The sequence below is a fragment of the Herminiimonas sp. Marseille-P9896 genome, from assembly GCF_903993245.1.
GTDB classification, from domain to species: domain Bacteria; phylum Pseudomonadota; class Gammaproteobacteria; order Burkholderiales; family Burkholderiaceae_D; genus Oxalicibacterium; species Oxalicibacterium contaminans.
Genome location: NZ_CAJEVT010000002.1, coordinates 846,997 through 867,713 on the forward strand (window position 1 = coordinate 846,997; position 20,717 = coordinate 867,713).

Here is a 20,717-nt window from a genome sequence, read left to right on the forward strand (position 1 = left end):
TGAGCAGGGATGCAGGCACAGACGCTGTGCCTGAATTGGTGGATACTTACGCTAGTTCTATCCACCCGGAGCAATAAAATTTCAGCCGACAAACTCAATGCGCAGGAACTGGCGCGCATCAGCGACATCACGCTGGATCACTACAACCAGCGTGCAGCAGATTTTTGGGAAGGCACGCGTACGCATGACGTGAGCCAGAACATCCAGGCTTTACTCAAACACATCACAGCGGCTGCGCCGTACACGATACTGGACCTCGGTTGTGGCCCGGGGCGTGACCTTAAAACTTTCAGTGAAATGGGACATATTGCAGTCGGCCTCGACGGTTCCGCCGAGTTCGCGCAGATGGCGCGTGATTATGCGAAGTGCGAGGTGTGGCAGCAAGACTTCCTGCATCTTGATTTGCCGGATGCGCATTTCGATGGCCTGTTTGCCAATGCATCCTTATTCCACGTGCCTAGTCAGGAATTGCCGCGCGTCTTGCGGCAACTGCATGCAACGTTGAAAACCGGCGGTGTACTGTTCAGCTCGAATCCGCGTGGTCAGAATGAGGAGGGCTGGAATCGAGGCCGTTATGGTGCTTACCATGAGCTGGCAAGCTGGCGCGTTTACATGACGGCTGCCGGTTTTACCGAACTCGAACATTACTATCGGCCAGCCGGCTTGCCGCTGGAGCAGCAACCGTGGCTGGCCACTATCTGGCGTAAGGTCTAAGCTGTGGCCTTCACAGGTTTCTTGATCATGAACACGATCACGGCTGCAAACAGACAGGCGATGCCCGCTGCGTACAGGGCAGGGGTGTAAGCCATCAGGATGGTGCGCGACAAACCTGCGCCATACGCTGCCACTGCGCCGCCGATCTGATGCGCGGTAAAGATCCAGCCGAACACCATGCCGGCTCTTTCCTTGCCGAACTCGGCACCCGCCAGCTTCACTGTGACAGGCACAGTAGCGAACCAGTCCAGCCCGTAGAACATCGCGAACAGCGACAAGCCATACAAAGTGAATTCCGAGTGTGGCAGCCAGATCAACGACAAGCCACGCAAGCCGTAGTACCAGAACAGCAGTTTGCGGTTGTCATAGCGGTCCGACAACCAGCCGGAAAGGATGGTGCCGACGAAATCAAACGCACCCATCATCGCCAGTACGCTGGCAGCAGGAATCGCTGCCATGCCGTAGTCGCCGCACAGCGAAACGAAGTGGGTCTGGATCAGGCCACTGGTGCTCAGGCCGCAGATAAAGAAGGTACCGGCCAGCACCCAGAAAGTGCGGTTACGCGAAGCGCCGAGCAAGACACGGAATGGCTCCATCATGGTCATCTGTGCGGTAGCCGGTGGTGGCGGTGGCACGCTGTCGGGTGCAGCGCCATAAGCGACAGTGCCTACATCATGTGGCCGGTCACGTACCAGCAGGAAGGCCAGTACGGCGACCAAGGCACAGCACAGGAAGACCGGGATCACCGACATGCGCCAGCCATAGTTCTGAATCAGCCATGCACCGAACGGCAGGAAAATCAGTTGTCCGGTAGCCGAGCTGGCAGTCAGCAAGCCGAGTACCAGGCCGCGACGTTTTTCAAACCAGCGATTCGCCACTACCGCTCCCAGCACGAGTGCGGTCAGGCCGGTACCGGTACCAAGCAGCAAGCCCCACAGCAGGAACATTTGCCACAGCTCGGTCATCATGGTCGAGAGCGCGAGACAGGCAGCCACCAGTACCAGCGCAATCGTAATCACCTTGCGCAAGCCAAAGCGTTCCATGAAGATGGCGGCGAACGGGCCGATGAAGCCAAACAGCACATAGCGTACCGCCACGGCCGATGAAATCTGGTCATTGCTCCAGCCGAATTCCTTGCTCAATGGTTGCAGCAGGACGCCCGGCAACCCAAGCGCTGCGGATGATGTCAGCATCGTCAGGAAGGTAATCGCAACGATTACCCATGAGAAATGTATTCCTCTGCGATCCAGCCAGGTAGACAGCGATTGAGCGTACATAAAGATCCTATTGTTGGAACTATGAGTGAAGGTTTAAGGAGCGACTGCAATATTGCCGAGCAATTGTTCACGGGCGACCGCCAGTAGTTCACCGGCTATTGGATAACCTTCGGTGGCGCGTGCCAGCGCCATCGAGCCGACCATCATGCTCCACTGCGCGAGAGCGGTCTTCCGACGTACCGCCGGGTCAGGTGAGGTGCACAGCGAGGCAAGGATTTCGACCAGCTCTTCGGTACCTGCCATGTAGGCAGCGCGTACCGGTTTATCCAATGCTTCGCGTGCGACATCAGTGGTCAGTGCTGCTCCCGGGCAGCCGTTGCCGACGTCGCGTACTTTTTGTGAAGACAGGTAGCCGTCGATGATGGCGTACAGCGCTTGCTGCTCATCCGGTTTGCCTTCCATGCGTTTTTGCCAGCGCTCGGATGCTTCGCTGAAGGCAGTGGCGCAGGCAACCGCTGCCAGTTCATCCTTGGATGAAAAGTGGCCATAGAAGCCACCGTGGGTCAGACCTGCTGCAGCCATCAGGTCGGCAACGCTGACGCCGTTAAACCCTTTTTCGCGGAACAGCTTGGAAGAGGCTTGTTCGATGGCGGTACGGTTGAGATCGGTTTGTTCCTTGGATACGCGTGGCATGATGATTCCACCTGAGAAATTGATTAAATCGGATAATAGATGACGTCCATCATAAATGCAATAGATGTCAGTCATCATTTATAAAGTGTGGGGAATCAGCAACCGGCATTAAGCATGGCAGGTGCGTGCGGGGATTGCTGTTGATGGCTAAAGACGGCAGTTGCTAGCCGGGTTGGTCGCAGCTATGGCTGCGACCGGTGCGAGAGGGAGCGAGGCGAGGCAGGTAATAAAGGGATTAGAAGTCATTCCAGTTATTGCCGCGAACTTCGCTGCGACGTCGTATCTCCTCAAGAATTAAGGGCTCCGCTTCCTGCCAGCGCAGCATGATCATCGGATCGTCGGATTCGCAAAACAGCGAACCGAAGAGATGATGGTCAACGGCATAGATATTGAAGAGTGCGGTGTTGATGATCCGGGAATAGAAACGTTGCGTTTCGATATCCATATCGGCAAACATTTTTCTGTCGCTCATGGCAATCTCCCGCACAGAGATGGGTTGAAGTTGCACTTCATTATATGCAGCGATGTCGCAAGCGATACCTTTTTATGCTGCCAGATAATTTTTTTGTCGCTTACTTGCCGTAGTTTGTCTTTTCTCGCCTATTCTGTGGCGCAAATGAGAAGGGCAGACATCGCCGTCTGCCCTTGCTGTCATGAAATGAGGTGAGCTACCTATACCTTGCTCGCCGATTCATAGCTCTATTAATACGCACCCATGTAATCACGTTTGCCGATTTCTATGCCGTTGTGGCGCAGGATGGCGTAAGTGGTCGTGACGTGGAAAAAGAATTGCGGCAAACCAAAGCTGAGCAGATAAGCCTGGCCGTTGAATTTCTTTTCTTTCGGTGTGCCCGGGCGCAGCACGATGTCACGCGCTTCCTGGCCGTCGATTTGCTCTGGTTTGATCGTGTCAATGAAGGCCAGGGTTTTGGCGATCAGCGCTTGCAGGTCTGCAAAACTTTTCTCGCTGTCGTCGAATTTGGGTACTTCAAGACCTGCCAGGCGGGCCGACACGCCACGCGAGAAGTCGCAGGCTACCTGTACCTGGCGCAGCAGCGGGAACATGTCCGGGAACAGGCGCGCCTGCAAGTAGGCTTCCGGTGCGATGCTTTTGGCGGTCGCATACTCTTCGGTTTTCTTGAGGACATCGCTGACGCTGTTAAGCATTTGCTTGAAAACAGGAACTGAAGCGGCGTAGAGAGAGATGGTCATGTGACTTCCTAGTGTGAGTGTGACGTAAGTTGCGATCCGAATTCTGGACAGATTATAGGCAGGTTTGGGAAGCTGCGTTGGCGGCAGCTTTAAACTCGTGTTTCAGGGCGATACGCCTGTTGTTGCGCAACGAAGCCATCAAACGCCGCCAGCAGCGGCAGATACTTTTCGGCATCATTTTCCATTTGCATCAGCGCATAGCAAGTCGCTTCAAACGATGATAGCTGATCCGGTTTGTGCGCCTTGCGTATCGCGTAATGTGAGGCCGGCATATCGGCCAGCGGCAGTCGGGGCAGCTGTTGCAGCATGGGGTTCAGGTACAGCATCTTGCGGCTCTTGCGCCAGGTCGCGTCCAGTACCACCAGGCGATAAACGCCATCATCACCAGGCGCTTCCGGCCAGGCTGGCGGCATTGCAATCTTGTGGTCGGCGCTGGTGTCGGGGTAGAGCAGGACAGGGCGTACGGCGTGTTCCTCGTCATTGACACCATCGTACAGCAGCCGATGCAGTGCATCGTCATCGAAGGTCTCGCCGACGACCAGGCGGCTATGCGGCAGGCTCAGATGCAACAGGCGTGCACTGTTCTTCGCATTGCCGACTTCCAGCGGATGCTGCAGGAACAGGACTTCCACCTGATGTTCTACCGTGCGTACCCAATGGCAGATGCAAGCGCTTTGCGCACGCAGGCATAGATTGCACATAGAACGTTTGGTAGTGACGGACATGGGATCAGAAGGCGGAAAAGCGTTTCGCGAGGTTTTGCGTACGGAAGTGTTCGACCACATAGTCGACAAAGGCACGTGTTTTTGCAGGCAATAATTTCTGTGCCGGGAAGTATAGCGAGAGCGTACCCATATCGACATACCAGGCCGGCAGGACGCGTTTCAATAGGCCGCTTTCCAGATAACGCAATGCGTTCGGCATGGACACCAGTGCGATACCGAGTCCGCTTTGTGCTGCTTCGCAAGCTGCATCCGGATCGCTCATGGTCATGCGTACCCGCATCGCCGCCGGTGCCTGTTCATTGGTTTGGTTGCGCAGTGACCATGGACGTATGCGTCCGGTTTGTGGTGAGCGTATGAAGATGCCGTCATGTTGCGGCAGCTCGGCGGGTGACTTGAGCTGCGAATGATGTTCAAAGTAATCCGGTGCCGCCACCAGTACGCCGTGTCCGGGCGACAGGGAGCGCGCCACGACCCCGGGTGGCAATTCAAAGCCGCCGCCTATTGCAGCATCAAAACCTTCGGCAATCATGTCGACGCGCCGGTTATCGAAGTGCCAGTCCGGTGTGATGGCTGGATAGCGCGTCAGGAAGTCGCGCAGCAACGGCACGATATAGGTTCGCCCGAAACCTGTACCCATGCTGATCTTGAGTGAGCCTGCCGGTTGACCATCGGCACTGGCCAGATTGGCGACCGCGGACTGGATCACAGCCAGGCCACCGCTGACTTCTGCCAGGAAACGCTCGCCCGCCTCAGTCAAAGTCAGGCTGCGGGTACTGCGCTGGAATAGCCGTACACCCAGGCTGGCCTCCAGCCGCGCCACGTTTTTGCCCACCGCTGCCGAGGTCAAACCCAGTCGCCGTGCGGCTTCCGAGAAGCTGCCTGCCTCTGCGCTGCGGACAAAACACTCTATGCTGGTCATGGATTCCATAGATTCACTTTAAACTTTTAGTATCAATAGATTATATAGATTGCTGGCTAGTCACAACATAATCCTTGCCGGATACTGACTTCGTACTGCTTTTACTGATTCCTTTTAAATACACCTACGGAGAATTCATCATGACCAACAGCAAATCGAATACACAAACCAACGGCCAACAATTCACAGGCAAAGTGGCCTTCATCCAGGGCGGCTCACGCGGCATAGGCGCAGCCATTGCCAAACGCCTGGCACGAGAAGGCGCTGCGGTCGCTTTCACTTATGCCAGCTCGGCCGATAAGGCAAAAGAAGTGGCACAGGCGATCGAAGCTGCAGGCGGCCGTGCGCTGGCCATTCATGCCGATAGCTCGGATGAGAAAGCCGTACGGCAAGCGATACAAGCTGCTGCCAAGGCATACGGCGGCATCGACATCCTGGTGAATAACGCAGGTGTGCTGGCACTGGCGCCATTGGAAGATTTCAAACTGGAAGACTTCGATCGCACCATCGCCGTGAATGTGCGCAGTGTGTTCGTGGCGGCACAGGAAGCAGCGCGTCACATGGGTGATGGTGGGCGCATCATCACCATCGGCAGCACCAATGCTGACCGTATGCCATTCGGTGGTGGCTCAGTGTATGCGATGAGCAAGTCGGCGATCGTTGGCCTGACCAAAGGCCTGGCACGCGATCTCGGTCCACGCGGCATTACGGTTAACAACGTGCAGCCAGGTCCGGTTGATACCGATATGAATCCTGCGAACGGTGATTTTGCTGAAACACTGAAAGGCATGATGGCGATTCCGCGTTACGGCAAGGATGAAGAGATCGCCAGCTTCGTGGCTTATCTGGCTGGTCCGGAAGCGGCTTACATCACAGGTGCCAGCCTGACGATAGATGGTGGCTTTTCGGCTTAAGTGTTAAGCGAAATAAAAAAGGCCTGCACATGATGCAGGCCTTTTGACGTGCTGAGATACTGCGGGCGATTAGTCTTTTTCGCGTGCCAGCATCATGAATTCATTACGCAGTCCGAGATTGGTGCGCATTTCTCCCAGCAGTGCCGAGGTTACGGTTTCTTCGCCTGGCGTGCGTATGCCGCGGCTTTCCATGCACATATGGCGGCAGCGGATGACTACGCCGACCGACAAAGGCTGCACATGTTCCATCAATGTATCGGCGATCTGTATGGTCAGGCGTTCCTGTACTTGTAAACGTTTGGCAAAGCAATCAACCAGGCGTGTCAGCTTGGACAAACCGACGATCTTGCCGTTAGGTGTATAGCCGATAGTCGCAGTGCCGAAGAAGGGCGCGAGGTGATGTTCGCAATGGCTATAGACCGGGATGCCGCGCACCACGATCAATTCATTGTATTGCTCGGCACCATCTTCAAAGACCTTGAGGATCTCTGCCGGGTCCTGGTCGTAGCCCGAGGTCCAGTGCTTCCATGCTTTCTCCACGCGTTGCGGCGTTTCAAGCAAACCCTGACGGTCTGCATTTTCACCGAGGTGGGTCAGCAGGCGACGCCAGTCATCGGTTGAGAAATCGTCGTTGTGCTCAGTGTTGATAGGATCTTTCAATGGTGCTCCATCTGCAGTGTTCGTGTTGATCGTCGTATTCATCGACTACGGTTGTGGCTCCGGTATAAGTCGTCTGTATTGCCGTTTTCGGACTTAAGTGAAACCGCGATTGGCATGATTGTAGCCTTTATGTGGCAGAGCCTGCAGACGATGCTGTTTTTCGGCAAGTTTTATCCTGTGTTTACATATGTGGATAGCAGGCATTTTTCATTGCGCGCAGGCAAACACTTGTGCATTGCATGTCCGCACAAACTGCCTATACTGAATTTGGGAGCAGGTAAGTAAAGGAGACATCATGAGACACAGACTTTATTATTTTCTTCCGGATATCAATAGTGCCCGTCGCGCCTTTGACAATATGTTGCTCAGCCGTATCGAGCAAAAATACGTGAGCTTTATTTCTGGTGGTGCGCCGCTTCCACATGATTTGCCGGAAGCTAACTTCCTCGTTAAAACCGATGTGCTGCACGGTGCTGTAGCCGGAATGATCATGGGCGCAATACTTGGTGCCGCTTTCGGTGCCTTGCTGATCAATTACTACGATGTGGGACCGGCAACCGTACTGGTGACGACCCTGATGGGTATCCTGTTCGGTGGCTGGGCTTCCAGTATGGCTGCCGCGGCGATGCCGAATTCACAGCTGAAAAAATTCATGCCGGAACTGGAACGCGGCAAGGTGCTGATGATCGTGCATGTACCTGCACGTCGCGTTGAGGAAATTGAAAAGATGCTGGCAGAACGTCATCCGGAAATTCGCTTTAGTGGTGAAGAACCACATATCCCGGTTTTCCCATAAACGAGCTGCGTGGTTGTAATGCTTCATGCCGTTACCGGAGCGGACATACAACGGCAGGGTGCAGATAGGGTAGTTACCGAGTCCGCAGGCAAGTGATCGGTGACTGTATTTTTAACGGAGGTTGCTATGGAACTTCACATGCATTCGCATCGTTGGGAGCAACGCATGCCAGATTGGACTGTGGCAGCGGTTTCCGGGTTTGCGGCAGGCGCGGTTTTAATGGTGTTGGAACTACTTTGGTCGACGATTATCCAGGGCACAAGTCCATGGGTGACGTCACACATGATTGCCGCGATCGTGCTCGGACGGGATGCGCTGCAATCCACTGACTTCAGTCTGGAAGTAGTCAGCGTGGCGCTTGTTACGCATTATGTATTGGGTATAGGACTGGGTCTGGTACTGGCTGCGATTATCGTACCTTTCCGTTTTGATTCAAGCATAGGTATGGTCTTGCTGACCGGTGCTGTATTTGGTGTATTGGTGTACCTGTTTAACTTCTACGGCATGGTACGTTTCTTCTCGTGGTTTACTGAAATGCGGGGCTGGACCACCATGCTGGCCCACGTGATTTTCGGTATGGTCGCAGCGGCCATGTACTGGAAGTTGGAACAAACAGAAAGATAAGCTGTACTGCAGAATAAGTTGTACTGCAGATCAGTTGTGCTGCGCATAGTGCAAAAAAGTCGCGCTTGTGAAAAACGGTGAGAGTCTGTCCAGACCTCACCGTTTTTTTCTGTTTGTTTTAATCAGTGTGATTCCTGATTAATAGCCGATGGTAAAGCGCTGACGGCTGTGTGCTGGTTTTTCCAGTTCGTCGATGTAGGCAATCGCATAATCCTTGAACGAGATCCAGCTGCGACCATTTGCATCGACCAGCAGATGGTCTTTGCCCAAGCGGAATTTTTCCGTGCGGGCTTCTTCGACGAATTCTGCAGATGGCGACAGGAAGGTCCAGTCCAGTTCTTTTTCTTGCAGCAGTGTATCGAGGAAGATGCCGCCGGCAGTTGCTTCTGCCTTGTACGCTTCCGGGAAGTCTGGCGAGTCGATGACGCGCACGCCGGGTGCGACCAGCAGGCTGCCTGCGCCGCCGACCACCAGCAAGCGTTTGACGCCAGATTTTTTGACCGGATTGATAATCGCGCTGGCAGGGATGCCGCTGAAGTGTGCCGCACTGAACACAGCATCATGTCCGGCCACTGCTTTTTCCAAAGCTGCCGCATCCAGTACGTCCACATCAACGGTCTTTACGCCGGGACGACCTGCCAGTTTGCTTGTATTGCGTGCGATGGCTGTGACGCTATGACCGCGACGCAGGGCTTCTTCCAGTAATTGGCTACCGGCACGACCAGTGGCACCGATGATGGCAATCTTGCTCATATGTTGCTCCTAAAGGGTTAAGTGACGTAGGTAGCTTAGTTGCTTAAAGCAGATATAAAAAGCGTATTATGCTAGATAGTTTGTTTCTAAAATCGGTCAAATCATGGATCGCATCACCGCAATGCAAGTGTTTGTCAGTGTAGTCGATAGCGGCAGCCAGTCTGCCGCTGCGGAGCAGCTCGACCTGTCGCGCCCGGTCGTCTCCCGTTACCTGGCGGAGCTGGAAGAGTGGGCCGGAGCGCGCTTATTGCACCGGACTACACGCAAGCTGAGCCTGACCGCAGCCGGAGCCGAGATGCTGCCGCGCTGCAGGCAAATGCTGGAACTGACTACGGATATGAAAAACGCCGTGGCGATTCCGGAGGATGCGCCACAGGGTTTGCTGCGTATCACGGTCAGTACTTCGTTCGGACAGGCGCAATTGGCGGCAGCGGTGGCTGACTATGTAAAGAAGTATCCAGGCGTGACGGTCGATATGCTTTTGCTGGACAGGGTAGTGAACCTGGTCGAAGAACGCATCGATCTGGCGATACGTGTCAGCAAAGAGCTGGACCCGAATCTGATCGCACGTCGCCTGACTGTGTGTCGCTCGGTGGTATGTGCAGCGCCTGCTTATCTGCGCGAACACGGCCGGCCAACGCAGCCGGAACAACTAGCGCTGCATAACTGCCTGACGCATGCTTACTACGGCAGTGTGTGGTTGCTGGAGCGTGGCGATGAGCCGGTGAATGTTGCGGTAAAAGGAAATATCAGTGCCAACGATGCAACTTCGCTGGTACAGGCGACGTTGGCCGGAGCAGGGGTGGCATTGCTGCCTACCTTCCTGGTGGCACCCTTAATCCGTTCAGGGCAGTTGCAAGCCTTGTTGCCGGAATACCATCCACAGGAGTTTGGCGTATTCGGTGTATATGCGTCGCGCAAACATATGCCCGCGACTTTGCGCACCATGCTGGATTTCCTGGCGGAGCGGTATACGGAAGAGCCGGACTGGGATCAGGCGATCTGATGATAAATTTGCAAGTGCAGCAATAATTCGTTGGTCGGCATCCGTTTATATTCTGAAAACAGATGAATTTTGCATTGCTGTCCTGCAGCATTATTTTCATCTGTAGATGAATTGTTTGCATGTGTGTGCAAAAAACCGGGTGCTATGATCGCCAAGTCAGCAAAACTGGCCACCTATCCATGCCCGGTAATATCCCAAACCGGCACCCGCAAACGTCTGTCAATCCAGCATTTGTAGCAGTTTAGTAGATAGCACCTGTCTTTTTGAGGCAGTGCACCATCCGGCATGATCAGAGGGCAGTTTATCTCCTTCTGTGCTTTCGGCCTGACAATTCTGATTTAACACTTATATATGAGCTCCATTCCTCTCAGTACTACCGCCAGCGATCGTACCAAGCTGGAGGACAGCATTTACGCCAAGGTAACCCTGCGTTTGCTGCCTTTCCTGTTCCTTTGCTACGTTGCCGCTTACCTTGATCGCGTCAACGTGGGCTTCGCCAAGCTCAGCATGTTGAACGACCTGCAATTCAGCGAAACCATTTACGGCCTTGGCGCCGGTATCTTCTTCATCGGTTACTTCCTGTTTGAAGTACCAAGCAACATCATCATGCACAAGGTCGGCGCCCGTCGCTGGATCGCCCGCATCATGATTACATGGTCCATCCTGTCGGCTGCGACCATGTTCGTCACGACACCAACCATGTTCTACGTCATCCGCTTCCTGCTGGGTGTTGCAGAAGCTGGTTTCTTCCCAGGCATCGTTCTGTACCTGACCTACTGGTTCCCGACTTCGCGTCGCGGCCGCATGAACGCATTGTTCATGATTGGTATTCCTATCGCTGGTGTAGTTGGTGGTCCTTTGTCGGGCTGGATCATGAATGCCTTCGCTGGCATGAATGGCTGGCACGGCTGGCAATGGCTGTTCCTGCTGGAAGCCTTGCCATCGCTGGCGCTCGGTATCATGACTTTGTTCTACCTGCCTAACAGCATCCGCGCTTCGTCGTGGTTGTCGGAGAATGAAAAAGCGATCCTCGAAGCCAACATCGCAAAAGACAATGCCGGCGGCGAAAAGTCGCACTCGGTAGCAGGCGTCTTCACCAATCCAAAAGTTTGGCTGATGGCTGCAATCTACTTCTGCTGCATGATGGGTCTGTACGGTATCAGCTTCTACCTGCCAACCCTGGTCAAGGCTTCCGGCGTGAAAGACGCGCTGGATGTTGGCCTGTTGACCGCGATTCCATACACCTGCGGCGTGATTGCTACCTTGCTGGTGGCACGTAGCGCTGACCGCATGCGTGAGCGTCGTTGGCACTTTGCGATTGCAAGTGCACTCGGCGGCCTCGGCTTGTTCCTCAGCACCGTCTACGGCAACAACGTCGTACTGGCACTGATGGCCTTGTCGCTCGGTACCGCTGGTATGTTGTCGACCATGCCTGTGTTCTGGACCTACCCAAGCGCAATCCTGGGTGGCGCTGCAGCGGCAGCTGGTATCGGCCTGATCAATTCGGTCGGTAACCTGGCTGGCTTCGTCAGCCCGACTATCGTCGGCTGGTTGAAAGACGTAACCGGCAGCACCAACGCTGGTATGTACTTCGTCGCTGGTGCGTTGGTACTGGGCGCATGCCTGGCACTGTTGCAACCACGTTCACTGGTGAACAAGTAAGCTCTGCTTACTAGTCACTGACTAAAAAAAGCCCGCTGATGCGGGCTTTTTTATTGTGCGTGCCATGCACAAAAGGATTTAAGAGGAGGCTGGAAATCCATATATGGATAAATGGTAATGAGAAACATTCTCATATTATCTGCTACCATCGAGGTTTTCTTTCCTCACACTTTTTTAACAATGCATCTTCAACATACATCCCGGGTCTCTACCATCCACCTATTTGTCTTTTTCGTATTGAGCCTCTTGCTGAGCGCATACAGCGTGGCGGCGACCACCGATGACGAAAAAGCGCAGACCGTGGTGCACATGCTTGATTACATCAGCGTCGACTATCCGGAGTTTGTGCAAAACGGGAAAGTGCTGAACCAGTCCGAGTTTGAAGAGCAACTGGAGTTTTCTACCCAGGCTTTGAGCTTGCTAAAGGAAATGCCGGCCAACGCCGAGCAGGCCAGCCTGCTCGATAAAGGCCAGGCACTGCGTAAAGCTATCGCCGGTAAGGCAGAAGGTGCGGAAGTATCGAAGCAGGCTAACGCTTTGCGCGCAGATGTCATCCGCGTCTACAAAGTGGCAGTGGCGCCGAAAGGCACGCCTGATCTGGCGCGCGCGGCACAACTGTATGCGGCGAACTGCGCGGCCTGTCACGGCACTACTGGTCGTGGCGATGGTCCGCTCTCCAAAGGCATGGACCCTGAGCCTAGTGACTTCCATGACCAGGGGCGCATGAAAGTGCGCAGCATCTACGGCCTGTACAACACCATCGCGCTGGGAGTAGGCGGCACGCCTATGCGTCCTTTCACTGAAATCACAGAAGAAGATCGGTGGGCACTTGCCTTCTTTGTCGGTACCTTGCGCGGTACGGATGAGGAAGTGAAGCAGGGTGAAGCCGAATGGAAAAATGGCACAGGCAAGAAAGAATTTACCAATCTGCGTGCACTGGTTACACAAACACCTGATGAGATAGAACAAAGCGGCGGCAGCGCGCTCACCAAAGTGCAAAGCTATCTGACCAGGCACCCGGAAGCGATCAAGGTTGCTGCGCCTTCGCCATTGCAATTCTCACGTGAAAAACTGGCGCAATCGCTGGCCGCGTATCAGGCTGGTGATGCCGGCACAGCGCGTCAACTGGCGATTACCGCTTACCTTGAAGGCTTCGAGCTGGTTGAGGGTAGTCTGGATAACGCAGACGGCGTACTGCGCCAAAAAATCGAACTGGAAATGATGGCCTTGCGTGCATCGATAGGTGCGGGCAAGCCAGTCGAAGAAGTCAGCAAGCAGGTGCAAGACATCGAAGCCTTGCTCGATGATGCGGAAGAAGCGCTGTCCGGCGACTTGTCGGCAACCACAGCCTTCATCAGTGCCTTGCTCATCCTGTTGCGTGAAGGCCTGGAAGCAATCCTGGTATTGGCCGCGATCATCTCCTTCGTGGTCAAGACTGGTCGCCGTGACGCCTTGCGTTACATCCATTACGGCTGGATGGCGGCAGTTGCGCTGGGCATCCTGACCTGGGTCATCGCGAATTATGTAATCAATATCTCCGGCGCGAACCGCGAATTGACGGAGGGTATTACTGCGCTGATTGCGGCTGCCATGTTGCTATACGTCGGTTACTGGTTGCATAGCAAATCCTACGCACAAGCCTGGCAAAAATTCATCCGTGAACACGTCAGCGCTGCGCTGGAAAAGAAAACGGTGTGGGCGATGGCAGGTGTTTCCTTCCTTGCGGTTTACCGTGAGCTGTTTGAAATCATCCTGTTCTATCAAGCTTTGTGGGTGCAGGTCGGCAACGATGGCCACGTCGCGGTACTGAGCGGGATCGCCACTGCGGCTGTACTGTTGGCGATCATCGGCTGGGCGATCCTGAAGTACAGCATACGCCTGCCTATCGGTCCGTTCTTTGGCGTGACTTCGGCCTTGCTGGCATTCCTGGCAGTGGTGTTTGCCGGTAACGGCATCGCCGCGCTGCAAGAGGCTGGCGTGATCGAAGCGGATCGCTTTAACTTCATCACTGTGCCGCTGCTGGGCATACACCCGACCGTACAAGGTGTCGGCACGCAAGCGATCGTGCTGGTGCTCGTGATACTCGGTATCTGGCTGTCGCGCCGTCAGGCGAATGCGAAGTAAGGCAGTGCGATAACGCAGTACAAAAAAAGCCCGCTGATGCGGGCTTTTTTATTAGCTTATCTTGCGCTGACCTTATACAGAAGTTGCCAGCAAGGATGCCACCGACATTTGCTGTTCTTTGGTCAGATCCAGGTCGCGCGTTAATTTATTCAACTGCCCGTAAGCAGAGTTAAGCGCGCCACTCAATGAATTGATGGTGGCTTGTATTTGCTGCATCTGTTCCTGCTTTTGCTCGGGACTCAGCCTTTGATTCGCCATGATGGTATTCAGCTTTTGCTGTTGCTCGCGTATTTGTTCCTGCAGCTCGCGTATGCGCTTGAGTAAGTCCTTGATGGTATCGGGCAGGCTGCTCTTGTCTATGTCCTGATTCTTGACAGGCTGGTTCGCTGCTTGTCGTTTTGCGGCAAGTGCCTGGCCGAGGTCAGAGAGTGTGACCCGGGTGCCGGATGATTTTTCACTGGACTCTGCATCTGTTTGCCCGTTAGCCTGCGCAGGGACGCGGTCTTGTGCCGAGTTCGGCGCCGGAATTGTGGAACTGTTAACGGATGTGATGTTCATCTGCAAACCTGTGGGATGGGCAGTTAATGCTTCATTAACGACAGGCTGTGAATAAAGTTGAGAGCAGCGTTGCGGCAGGGATGCTCGTCTTGTGTAAAGTAAAAAGCCCGCATCAGCGGGCTTTTGTTTTAACCCCTGATGCCGGGTTTTGTTTTCAGTCGTCGATAGAGTCGTGCGTATCGGCACTACCTTTGCGCCAGTAGCCGGAGGCGCGTATCCATTTCGGATTCGCTTTATGCACATCGATTAAATGCGTGCGTACGGCTTTGGCTGCTGCTGATTCGCAGGCTACCCAGGCGTGGAAATCGCCTTCTGGCAGTACGCTTTGTTCCAGTGCGGTCAGCAAAGGGAATGTACCTGCACTTGCACCGTTGCGATAGGCCCAAATGATTTGCACGTTGGCAGCACTCGGCAAGTCTACCTGGTCGTCAGCGGAATCAACTTCGGCGATGACGATGGCGTGTGCGCCTGCAGGCAATTCGGCGAGACGACGTGAGATCGCAGGCAGGGCAGTGTCGTCACCGACCAGCAGATGCCAGTCAAAATCTGTGGTCACGATGAATGAGCCACGTGGTCCGCCTACACCGATGCGATGGCCAGGGGCGGCTTGCTCGGCCCAGCGTGTTGCCGGTCCCGCCAGGTGTAGTGCGAAATCAATCTCCAGCGTCCTGGCGACAGGATCGTAACCACGCGGTGTGTAATCACGCATGGTCGGTTTGGCGCCATCCGGCCAGACCGGACCATCCGGGCCGCTCGTTGGCAAGGTCAGGACGCCATTTTCATCAGGGAAGAATAGTTTGACGTGATCGTCAAAGGCCGGACTGACGAAGTCAGCCAGTTCGTCACCACCGAGCGTAATGCGTAAGAGATGTGGTGTGACGCGTTCGGTCTTGACGACTTCCAGTGCGCGGAAGCGCAAGGTGTGGCGCACACGTTTCGGTGTGCGGTCGGGTTGGGTGGCAGCTGGGGGAAGGTTGGCTGTCATTAAATTTGCTCCAATTGTTGGGCTGCGCGATCGAGGATGGCGGCAAAGGCGTTGGCTTGTTCCGCTGTCAGCGCTTCGCCGGACAGGCGCAGGCGCATCGCGAGCTTGAGGTTTTCGATAGCCCGTTTGACTTGCGGTGGACGACCGCCACGCAGGCCGGCACCATCGACGCCGCCATTCAGGCGCAGCAGCATGGCGTCTACCATAGGACGGTTTTCTTCCAGGTGACGCAAACCGGCTTGGGTGATTTGATAACGCTTGCGTCCGCCCTGGTCGGCTTCATCGACGCTGAGCAGCGTCAGTTCTTCCAGCAGGGTGAGGGTGGGGTAAACCGTGCCCGGGCTCGGGCTGTATGTGCCGTCCAGGCGTTCTTCAATTGCTTTGATTAATTCGTAGCCGTGGCTTGGTTTCTCGGATATCAGGTGCAGCAGTACGAAGCGCAAGCCACCGTGGCCGAATATGCGTCCTTCGCCTGTCATGCGGCGGCCTCTGCCGCCACCGATATCATCGCCGTCGCTGCGGCTGGCCATATGGCAGTGAGAATGTTGATGATGTTTCATGTTTTTCCTATCTAGTTTATATCTAGAACAATTACGATATATCTAAATGCAGTCTAAGTCAAATTAGATAGGGTAAATATTTGGAGTAGAGTTAGCTGAGCGGATTGGTGCTCAAAGGCAATAAACTCAAGATTTCCCCTGTGCGCAGCAAGCTTTGCTACGTATGGCGATAATGTCGCTCTGGTGTATGTGAGTGCCATGTAGATAGATAACGGGGTATCGGATTTGGACTTGTTTGATGGAATAGAAGAGCGGCGTAGCTGGCGCGAAGACTTGTGCGCAGGTGCGACGGTGCTGCGTGCTTATGCGCTGGCGCACGAGGCTGACTTGCTGGCTGGCGTGACTAGTGTGTGTGAGGTCGCACCGTTTCGCCATATGCATACCCCGGGTGGTTTTCGCATGTCGGTCGCAATGACGAATTGCGGTGATTACGGCTGGGTCACTGATAGAACGGGTTATCGCTACGATGCGATCGACCCTGTCAGTGGCCAGCCGTGGCCGCAGATGCCGGATGCGTTTCTGAGGTTGGCGAAAGACGCAGCGGCGTCGGCAGGCTTTACGGACTTCACGCCGGATGCCTGTCTGATCAATTGCTATGAGCCGGGTGCGCGCATGTCGCTGCACCAGGATAAGGATGAGCATGACTTCCGCCAGCCCATCGTGTCGGTATCGCTAGGCATACCTGCCGTGTTTCAGTTCGGCGGTGATGCGCGTAGCGATAAGCCGGTGCGTGTGCCCTTGCAGCATGGTGATGTAGTGGTGTGGGGCGGGCCTGCGAGATTGCGCTACCACGGTGTGCTGGCGCTGAAGCAGGCGACACATCCCTTGCTGGGTGGTCGCAGGATTAACCTGACCTTACGCAAGGCAGCCTGATTTGAATATTCATTCTTAATTTGAATATTCGCTTCAGGCATGCTTGCATGCAGCCGCTGGTTTATTGCTCTGCGGCCGCTTTCAGATTGGCGAGACCGATAGCAAAATCATCGCCGACCATTTTGTCCATATTGAAAAAGACACTCATCAGCTTGGACATATAGTTGGCCGGACCGTACATGCTCCAGGTCACCTGGGTGGCATCGCCCTGCGGCTGCAAGGTAAATTCTGCCGTATTGTGTGCTTCGAACGGCGCCAGGAAGTCCAGTTTGATCACGATGCGTGATGCAGGCGATGACTCGGTGATTTCCATCCGTCCCTTACCGACGTTCTTGTCGCCATCCCATTCATAAACTGCACCCTGGCCACTGGCTGCGCCACTGTGTGTGCGTTTCATGTCCGGATCTTTTTTCTCATATGGCGACCATGTGGTCCAGCTATGGAAGTCGTTAATGAGTGGATATATCTTTTCCGGTGGCGCCTTGATGGTCGTTGTGCGTTCGACGCGGAAGGTGTCCGGCTTGGTGGTGGCAAAGACTAGGATGGCGATGATGACAACCAGTACTGCGATGGCGATGATTTTGAACATGGATGGTCCCGTTGTTAGTCGTTGTTATGGGTGCTTGTAGTGGAGTCAGTTCTGGTCCGCTTCCATTTTGGCGCGCAGGCGTTCTTCCTGTGCCCGCAGCTCTGGCGTTAGCTCGGCGCCGAAATCTTCCATGTCAAATATCTGGCGGATTTCGATCTCCGATTCAGCTCCGGTCGGGTTGGGACAGCGTTTGACCCATTCGATCGCTTCTTCTTTCGACTTCACTTTCCAGATCCAGAAACCGGCGATGAGTTGATTCGTTTCTGGAAATGGGCCGTCGATGACCGTGCGTTTGTCGCCTGAGAATCTGACGCGTGCACCTTTCGAGCTTGGGTGCAAGCCGTCACCGGCCAGCATGATGCCGGCATTTACCAGTTCTTCATTGAAGTTGCCCATCTCGGTAAAGAGTTTTTCATCCGGCATGACACCGGCTTCCGTGTTTTTGTCTGCTTTGATGATGATCATGAAGCGCATATTGATGCTCCTCTCGGGTTTTATTTGGCTGGTTCTTCGGCACACATTTTCTGTGCACCTTCACGTATTTCTTCCGGGCTCATATCGCGTATATGGGTAGCGATCGACCATGAATGGCCGAATGGATCTTCCACTACGCCATAGCGATCACCCCAGAAGGTGTCTTCCATCGGCATTTTGGCGATGGCTCCGGCTGCGACCGCGCGGTTGTAGACGGCATCAGCGTTTTCCACATAGAGATGGATGGTGACCGGACTACCTTTCAGCGACTTGGGGCCGAACGAACAGAATTCCGGATATTCATCCATCAGCATCAGCGATGAATCACCGATGCGCAGATGGGCGTGCATGATCTTGCCGCCGGGGCCGGGTAGTACTGAAGCGTCGGTGGCGTGAAAGGCTTTCTTGTAAAACTCGATGGCGGCCGCTGCATCGGCACATACCAGGTGTGGGGTCAGGCTATGCATTCCTTCCGGGATGGCTTTCACTGCTGGCTTACTCATGGTGTGCTCCTCGTGGATATCAGATGTATGGTCCCTGTCTGTTGCATGGACTCTATGGACGGACCTTGTTGCCGGATTCGCCGTTGTAGTCTCTGTGGTGTGCTTCGTATTGCTCTATTTGTTGCAGCAGGCTTTGCATCTCGGCCTGCTCGTGTTCAGCCTGGCCGACCGCCCACAGCTGGTCAAAGCGTTGAATCATTTGCAGGTAGTCGGCCTCGCTGGTACTCAACGCTGGTGCTCCGGCTGGGATGTTCATGGCTGCTTCTGATCGCTGGGCTTAGGGTTGCAGGTCGAACAAGGCCTTGCTGGTTTCCATGTCGAAGGGTGCCGAGAAGTGTTCATGCACGATTTTCCATTTGCCATCTATCTTGCGATATCCGGTGCTTGAACGCATCCATGAGGTCTGCTCCTTGCCATCCTTGTCTACGCCGCCGCAGCGGTTCAGGCAATGGCTGAACGCCACATTGCCGTCAACTGCGATGTGCAGGTCATGCACCTTGAAGCTCATGGCGGAACACATAGACATACACATCTGCCAATGCTTTCTGTATACATCCCAGCCCTTGAATTGCAAGGCCAGGATGGCATCGTAGGCGATGACATCGGGGGCATAGTGCGCCATCGTCGCATCGACATCGGCGGCACTGGCGGCCTTGATCCAGCTATCGATCAATGCGCGGATTTCTGCTTCTGCTGCAGTGTTATTTGTCTCCTGACTCATACTGTTTCTCCTATGGAAGGTAGTTGTTGTGTACAGTGTTCATAAATAATAGTACAACTAGTGTACGGCGTACACATTTATTCAAAATGACGAAAAAAGTAGTGGTTCCTAAGCGCAATACTTACCGCCACGGGGATTTGTACCGGGCTTTGCTGGAAGCGGGAACGCAGATGGCGCGGGCAGGAGGGCCGACTGCAGTGGTATTGCGTGAAGTGACGCGGCAGGTCGGGGTGGCACCGAATGCCGCGTACCGGCACTTTGCCGATCGCAATGCCTTATTGCAGGCGGTTTGCTTTGTCGCTCAGTCGCAACTGGCGCTGGCGATAGAAGCTGAAATGCAAGCATGTGTCGACAATGGCAATGCTGCGGATCTGGCGCGTGCGCATGTGCGTGCCGTCGGTACTGGCTATTTGCGTTTCGCGCGCGCCGAGCCAGGCTTGTTCCGCACGGCATTCTCGGTGCATGAAGATTTGCAGCAGGCGCAGACACCGGCAATGGCCGGGGAGAGTGGCCTCACGCCATTCCAGTTGCTGGGTTCAGCGCTGGACGAACTGGTGGCGGCAGGTGCGATGGGAGCGGAACGCCGCGCAGGTGCCGAGTTCCTGGCATGGTCGGCAGTGCACGGACTGGCCATGCTCTCGATAGACGGGCCTTTGCGTAGCCTGAATGATGAGCAGGCGGCAGCGATAGGGCAACGTCTGATCGATATGGTGGAGTTTGGTATGCCGCTGGCGCGCGGCTGGGGTTGACTGCTTAAGGTTGGCGCAATGGATCCAGCAAATGCCGCAAGGCATTGTGATCCAGTTCATACATGAGTGCGATCAGGCTGCCCAGTTCACCAGACGGAAAACCTTCACGCGCAAACCAGCCCAGGTAGTGACCGGGTAAATCGGCCAGCAACCTGTCCTTGTATTTCCCGTAAGGCATGGTGCGGGTGACGAGTAGTTGCAGTGCTTCCTGGTTCATGTCTGGTGTGTTTGTATTTGCTGACGTAAAAAATAAAGCTGTGCGCTGATGGGAGCGACGATAATGGCGTACGCATATTTTGCGTATGTAAATGATAAAGAAAAAGTGTCGGGCGCAAATTAAATTGCACCAATTTATTAGCCGCGTGAAACTTTTCCCGCCTTATCCTCTCTACAGAATTGTCTTATAATGAGAATCATTGTTATTTGTATTGGCTTGCTGTGAATCTTTCCGAATTGCCTCCCTTTACTTTTGCCGTAGTCGACGACGTGATCAATGTCGATGGCGTGGACCCGATAGCCAAACGCTTGCGTGAACTCGGTTTTGTTTCCGGTGAGCCGGTGCGCATCGTGGCGCGCGGACCTATAGGCGCTGATCCTCTTTTAGTGCAAATCGGCTTTACCCGTTTTGCTTTACGTCGTTCTGAAGCGCAGCGCGTGCGCGTGCACGTCGCCAGCTAATTTTTATA

Annotated in this window: 27 protein-coding genes; 10 read left to right on the forward strand and 17 right to left on the reverse strand. The window is 54.6% G+C overall.

Annotated features, from left to right (window positions below; genetic code table 11):
- The first annotated feature begins 9 nt into the window (after positions 1-9).
- Positions 10-714, forward strand: coding sequence for a bifunctional 2-polyprenyl-6-hydroxyphenol methylase/3-demethylubiquinol 3-O-methyltransferase UbiG (locus tag H7U06_RS09425; protein WP_175625868.1), 705 nt, complete (start codon positions 10-12; stop codon positions 712-714).
- Here the strand turns inward: H7U06_RS09425 and H7U06_RS09430 are convergent.
- From H7U06_RS09430 to H7U06_RS09455, 6 genes are all read right to left on the reverse strand, one after another.
- Positions 711-1,991, reverse strand: a complete 1,281-nt coding sequence (locus H7U06_RS09430) for an MFS transporter (protein WP_175625869.1) — start codon at positions 1,989-1,991, stop codon at positions 711-713. The genes H7U06_RS09425 and H7U06_RS09430 overlap by 4 nt on opposite strands.
- A 33-nt stretch (positions 1,992-2,024) precedes the next feature.
- The gene (locus H7U06_RS09435; RefSeq protein WP_175625870.1) at positions 2,025-2,624 is read right to left on the reverse strand and encodes a TetR/AcrR family transcriptional regulator; all 600 of its coding nucleotides are present in this window, start codon (positions 2,622-2,624) and stop codon (positions 2,025-2,027) included.
- Positions 2,625-2,859: 235 nt separating this feature from the next.
- A complete protein-coding gene (locus tag H7U06_RS09440; RefSeq protein ID WP_175625871.1) occupies positions 2,860-3,096 on the reverse strand; it encodes a hypothetical protein in 237 nt (78 codons plus the stop codon).
- A gap of 230 nt (positions 3,097-3,326) precedes the next feature.
- Complete coding sequence (locus H7U06_RS09445; protein ID WP_175625872.1) at positions 3,327-3,836, reverse strand: DUF1993 family protein; 510 nt, start codon at positions 3,834-3,836, stop codon at positions 3,327-3,329.
- Positions 3,837-3,925: 89 nt separating this feature from the next.
- The gene (locus tag H7U06_RS09450; protein WP_175625873.1) at positions 3,926-4,561 is read right to left on the reverse strand and encodes a tRNA-uridine aminocarboxypropyltransferase; all 636 of its coding nucleotides are present in this window, start codon (positions 4,559-4,561) and stop codon (positions 3,926-3,928) included.
- Between the two features lie 4 nt (positions 4,562-4,565).
- Positions 4,566-5,489, reverse strand: a complete 924-nt coding sequence (locus H7U06_RS09455; RefSeq protein ID WP_175625874.1) for a LysR family transcriptional regulator — start codon at positions 5,487-5,489, stop codon at positions 4,566-4,568.
- A gap of 131 nt (positions 5,490-5,620) precedes the next feature.
- Here H7U06_RS09455 and H7U06_RS09460 point away from each other — a divergent pair, with 131 nt between their 5' ends.
- Complete coding sequence (locus H7U06_RS09460; protein WP_175625875.1) at positions 5,621-6,394, forward strand: 3-oxoacyl-ACP reductase family protein; 774 nt, start codon at positions 5,621-5,623, stop codon at positions 6,392-6,394.
- A gap of 69 nt (positions 6,395-6,463) precedes the next feature.
- Here the strand turns inward: H7U06_RS09460 and folE are convergent, their stop codons facing one another.
- A complete protein-coding gene (gene folE, locus H7U06_RS09465) occupies positions 6,464-7,054 on the reverse strand; it encodes a GTP cyclohydrolase I FolE (protein ID WP_175626100.1) in 591 nt (196 codons plus the stop codon).
- Positions 7,055-7,349: 295 nt separating this feature from the next.
- Here folE and H7U06_RS09470 point away from each other — a divergent pair, with 295 nt between their 5' ends.
- Both H7U06_RS09470 and H7U06_RS09475 read left to right on the forward strand, forming a co-directional pair.
- Positions 7,350-7,850: a DUF1269 domain-containing protein gene (locus H7U06_RS09470; protein WP_175625876.1), complete on the forward strand. Its 501-nt coding sequence runs from the start codon at positions 7,350-7,352 to the stop codon at positions 7,848-7,850.
- A 126-nt stretch (positions 7,851-7,976) separates the two neighbouring features.
- Positions 7,977-8,474, forward strand: coding sequence for a hypothetical protein (locus H7U06_RS09475; RefSeq protein WP_175625877.1), 498 nt, complete (start codon positions 7,977-7,979; stop codon positions 8,472-8,474).
- A gap of 138 nt (positions 8,475-8,612) precedes the next feature.
- Here the strand turns inward: H7U06_RS09475 and H7U06_RS09480 are convergent, their stop codons facing one another.
- Positions 8,613-9,227: an NAD(P)-dependent oxidoreductase gene (locus tag H7U06_RS09480; RefSeq protein ID WP_175625878.1), complete on the reverse strand. Its 615-nt coding sequence runs from the start codon at positions 9,225-9,227 to the stop codon at positions 8,613-8,615.
- 103 nt (positions 9,228-9,330) lie between these two features.
- Between H7U06_RS09480 and H7U06_RS09485 the strand changes: the two genes are divergently transcribed.
- The 3 genes from H7U06_RS09485 to H7U06_RS09495 all read left to right on the forward strand — a co-directional run bounded on the left by H7U06_RS09485 (position 9,331) and on the right by H7U06_RS09495 (position 14,019).
- Positions 9,331-10,233 (forward strand): LysR family transcriptional regulator, encoded by a 903-nt coding sequence (locus tag H7U06_RS09485; RefSeq protein ID WP_175625879.1) that lies wholly within the window; start codon positions 9,331-9,333, stop codon positions 10,231-10,233.
- 351 nt (positions 10,234-10,584) lie between these two features.
- Positions 10,585-11,895 carry an MFS transporter gene (locus H7U06_RS09490; protein ID WP_175625880.1) on the forward strand — a complete coding sequence of 437 codons (1,311 nt, stop codon included), beginning with the start codon at positions 10,585-10,587 and terminating at the stop codon, positions 11,893-11,895.
- A gap of 246 nt (positions 11,896-12,141) precedes the next feature.
- On the forward strand, positions 12,142-14,019 hold the full coding sequence (locus tag H7U06_RS09495) for an FTR1 family protein (protein ID WP_230089555.1): 1,878 nt from the start codon (positions 12,142-12,144) through the stop codon (positions 14,017-14,019).
- A 72-nt stretch (positions 14,020-14,091) separates the two neighbouring features.
- Here H7U06_RS09495 and H7U06_RS09500 read toward each other — a convergent pair whose 3' ends face one another.
- The 3 genes from H7U06_RS09500 to H7U06_RS09510 form a co-directional block, all read right to left on the reverse strand.
- On the reverse strand, positions 14,092-14,577 hold the full coding sequence (locus H7U06_RS09500; RefSeq protein WP_217703450.1) for a hypothetical protein: 486 nt from the start codon (positions 14,575-14,577) through the stop codon (positions 14,092-14,094).
- Positions 14,578-14,731: 154 nt separating this feature from the next.
- Positions 14,732-15,562 carry a siderophore-interacting protein gene (locus tag H7U06_RS09505; RefSeq protein WP_175625882.1) on the reverse strand — a complete coding sequence of 277 codons (831 nt, stop codon included), beginning with the start codon at positions 15,560-15,562 and terminating at the stop codon, positions 14,732-14,734.
- On the reverse strand, positions 15,562-16,122 hold the full coding sequence (locus tag H7U06_RS09510; RefSeq protein WP_175625883.1) for a PadR family transcriptional regulator: 561 nt from the start codon (positions 16,120-16,122) through the stop codon (positions 15,562-15,564). Before H7U06_RS09510 ends, H7U06_RS09505 begins: the two co-directional genes overlap by 1 nt.
- A 225-nt stretch (positions 16,123-16,347) precedes the next feature.
- Between H7U06_RS09510 and alkB the strand changes: the two genes are divergently transcribed.
- The gene (alkB, locus tag H7U06_RS09515) at positions 16,348-16,995 is read left to right on the forward strand and encodes a DNA oxidative demethylase AlkB (protein ID WP_217703451.1); all 648 of its coding nucleotides are present in this window, start codon (positions 16,348-16,350) and stop codon (positions 16,993-16,995) included.
- Between the two features lie 61 nt (positions 16,996-17,056).
- Here alkB and H7U06_RS09520 read toward each other — a convergent pair whose 3' ends face one another.
- Genes H7U06_RS09520 through H7U06_RS09540 form a run of 5 tightly spaced genes read right to left on the reverse strand, consistent with a single transcriptional unit; the run spans position 17,057 to position 19,282 of the window.
- Entirely contained in the window at positions 17,057-17,584 is a 528-nt protein-coding gene (locus H7U06_RS09520) for an SRPBCC family protein (protein ID WP_175625884.1), read from the reverse strand.
- Between the two features lie 45 nt (positions 17,585-17,629).
- Entirely contained in the window at positions 17,630-18,058 is a 429-nt protein-coding gene (locus tag H7U06_RS09525) for a YciI family protein (protein WP_175625885.1), read from the reverse strand.
- Between the two features lie 20 nt (positions 18,059-18,078).
- Positions 18,079-18,561 carry a VOC family protein gene (locus H7U06_RS09530; protein WP_175625886.1) on the reverse strand — a complete coding sequence of 161 codons (483 nt, stop codon included), beginning with the start codon at positions 18,559-18,561 and terminating at the stop codon, positions 18,079-18,081.
- A gap of 52 nt (positions 18,562-18,613) precedes the next feature.
- Positions 18,614-18,817, reverse strand: a complete 204-nt coding sequence (locus H7U06_RS09535; protein ID WP_175625887.1) for a hypothetical protein — start codon at positions 18,815-18,817, stop codon at positions 18,614-18,616.
- A gap of 21 nt (positions 18,818-18,838) precedes the next feature.
- Positions 18,839-19,282: a nuclear transport factor 2 family protein gene (locus H7U06_RS09540; RefSeq protein WP_175625888.1), complete on the reverse strand. Its 444-nt coding sequence runs from the start codon at positions 19,280-19,282 to the stop codon at positions 18,839-18,841.
- Between the two features lie 86 nt (positions 19,283-19,368).
- Between H7U06_RS09540 and H7U06_RS09545 the strand changes: the two genes are divergently transcribed.
- Complete coding sequence (locus H7U06_RS09545; RefSeq protein ID WP_175625889.1) at positions 19,369-20,031, forward strand: TetR/AcrR family transcriptional regulator; 663 nt, start codon at positions 19,369-19,371, stop codon at positions 20,029-20,031.
- Between the two features lie 4 nt (positions 20,032-20,035).
- On the opposite strand, the gene H7U06_RS09550 is transcribed toward H7U06_RS09545, so the two are convergent.
- The gene (locus tag H7U06_RS09550) at positions 20,036-20,248 is read right to left on the reverse strand and encodes a DUF3820 family protein (protein ID WP_012079690.1); all 213 of its coding nucleotides are present in this window, start codon (positions 20,246-20,248) and stop codon (positions 20,036-20,038) included.
- Positions 20,249-20,469: 221 nt separating this feature from the next.
- Here H7U06_RS09550 and H7U06_RS09555 point away from each other — a divergent pair, with 221 nt between their 5' ends.
- Entirely contained in the window at positions 20,470-20,709 is a 240-nt protein-coding gene (locus tag H7U06_RS09555) for a FeoA domain-containing protein (RefSeq protein WP_175625890.1), read from the forward strand.
- Positions 20,710-20,717: the final 8 nt, after the last annotated feature.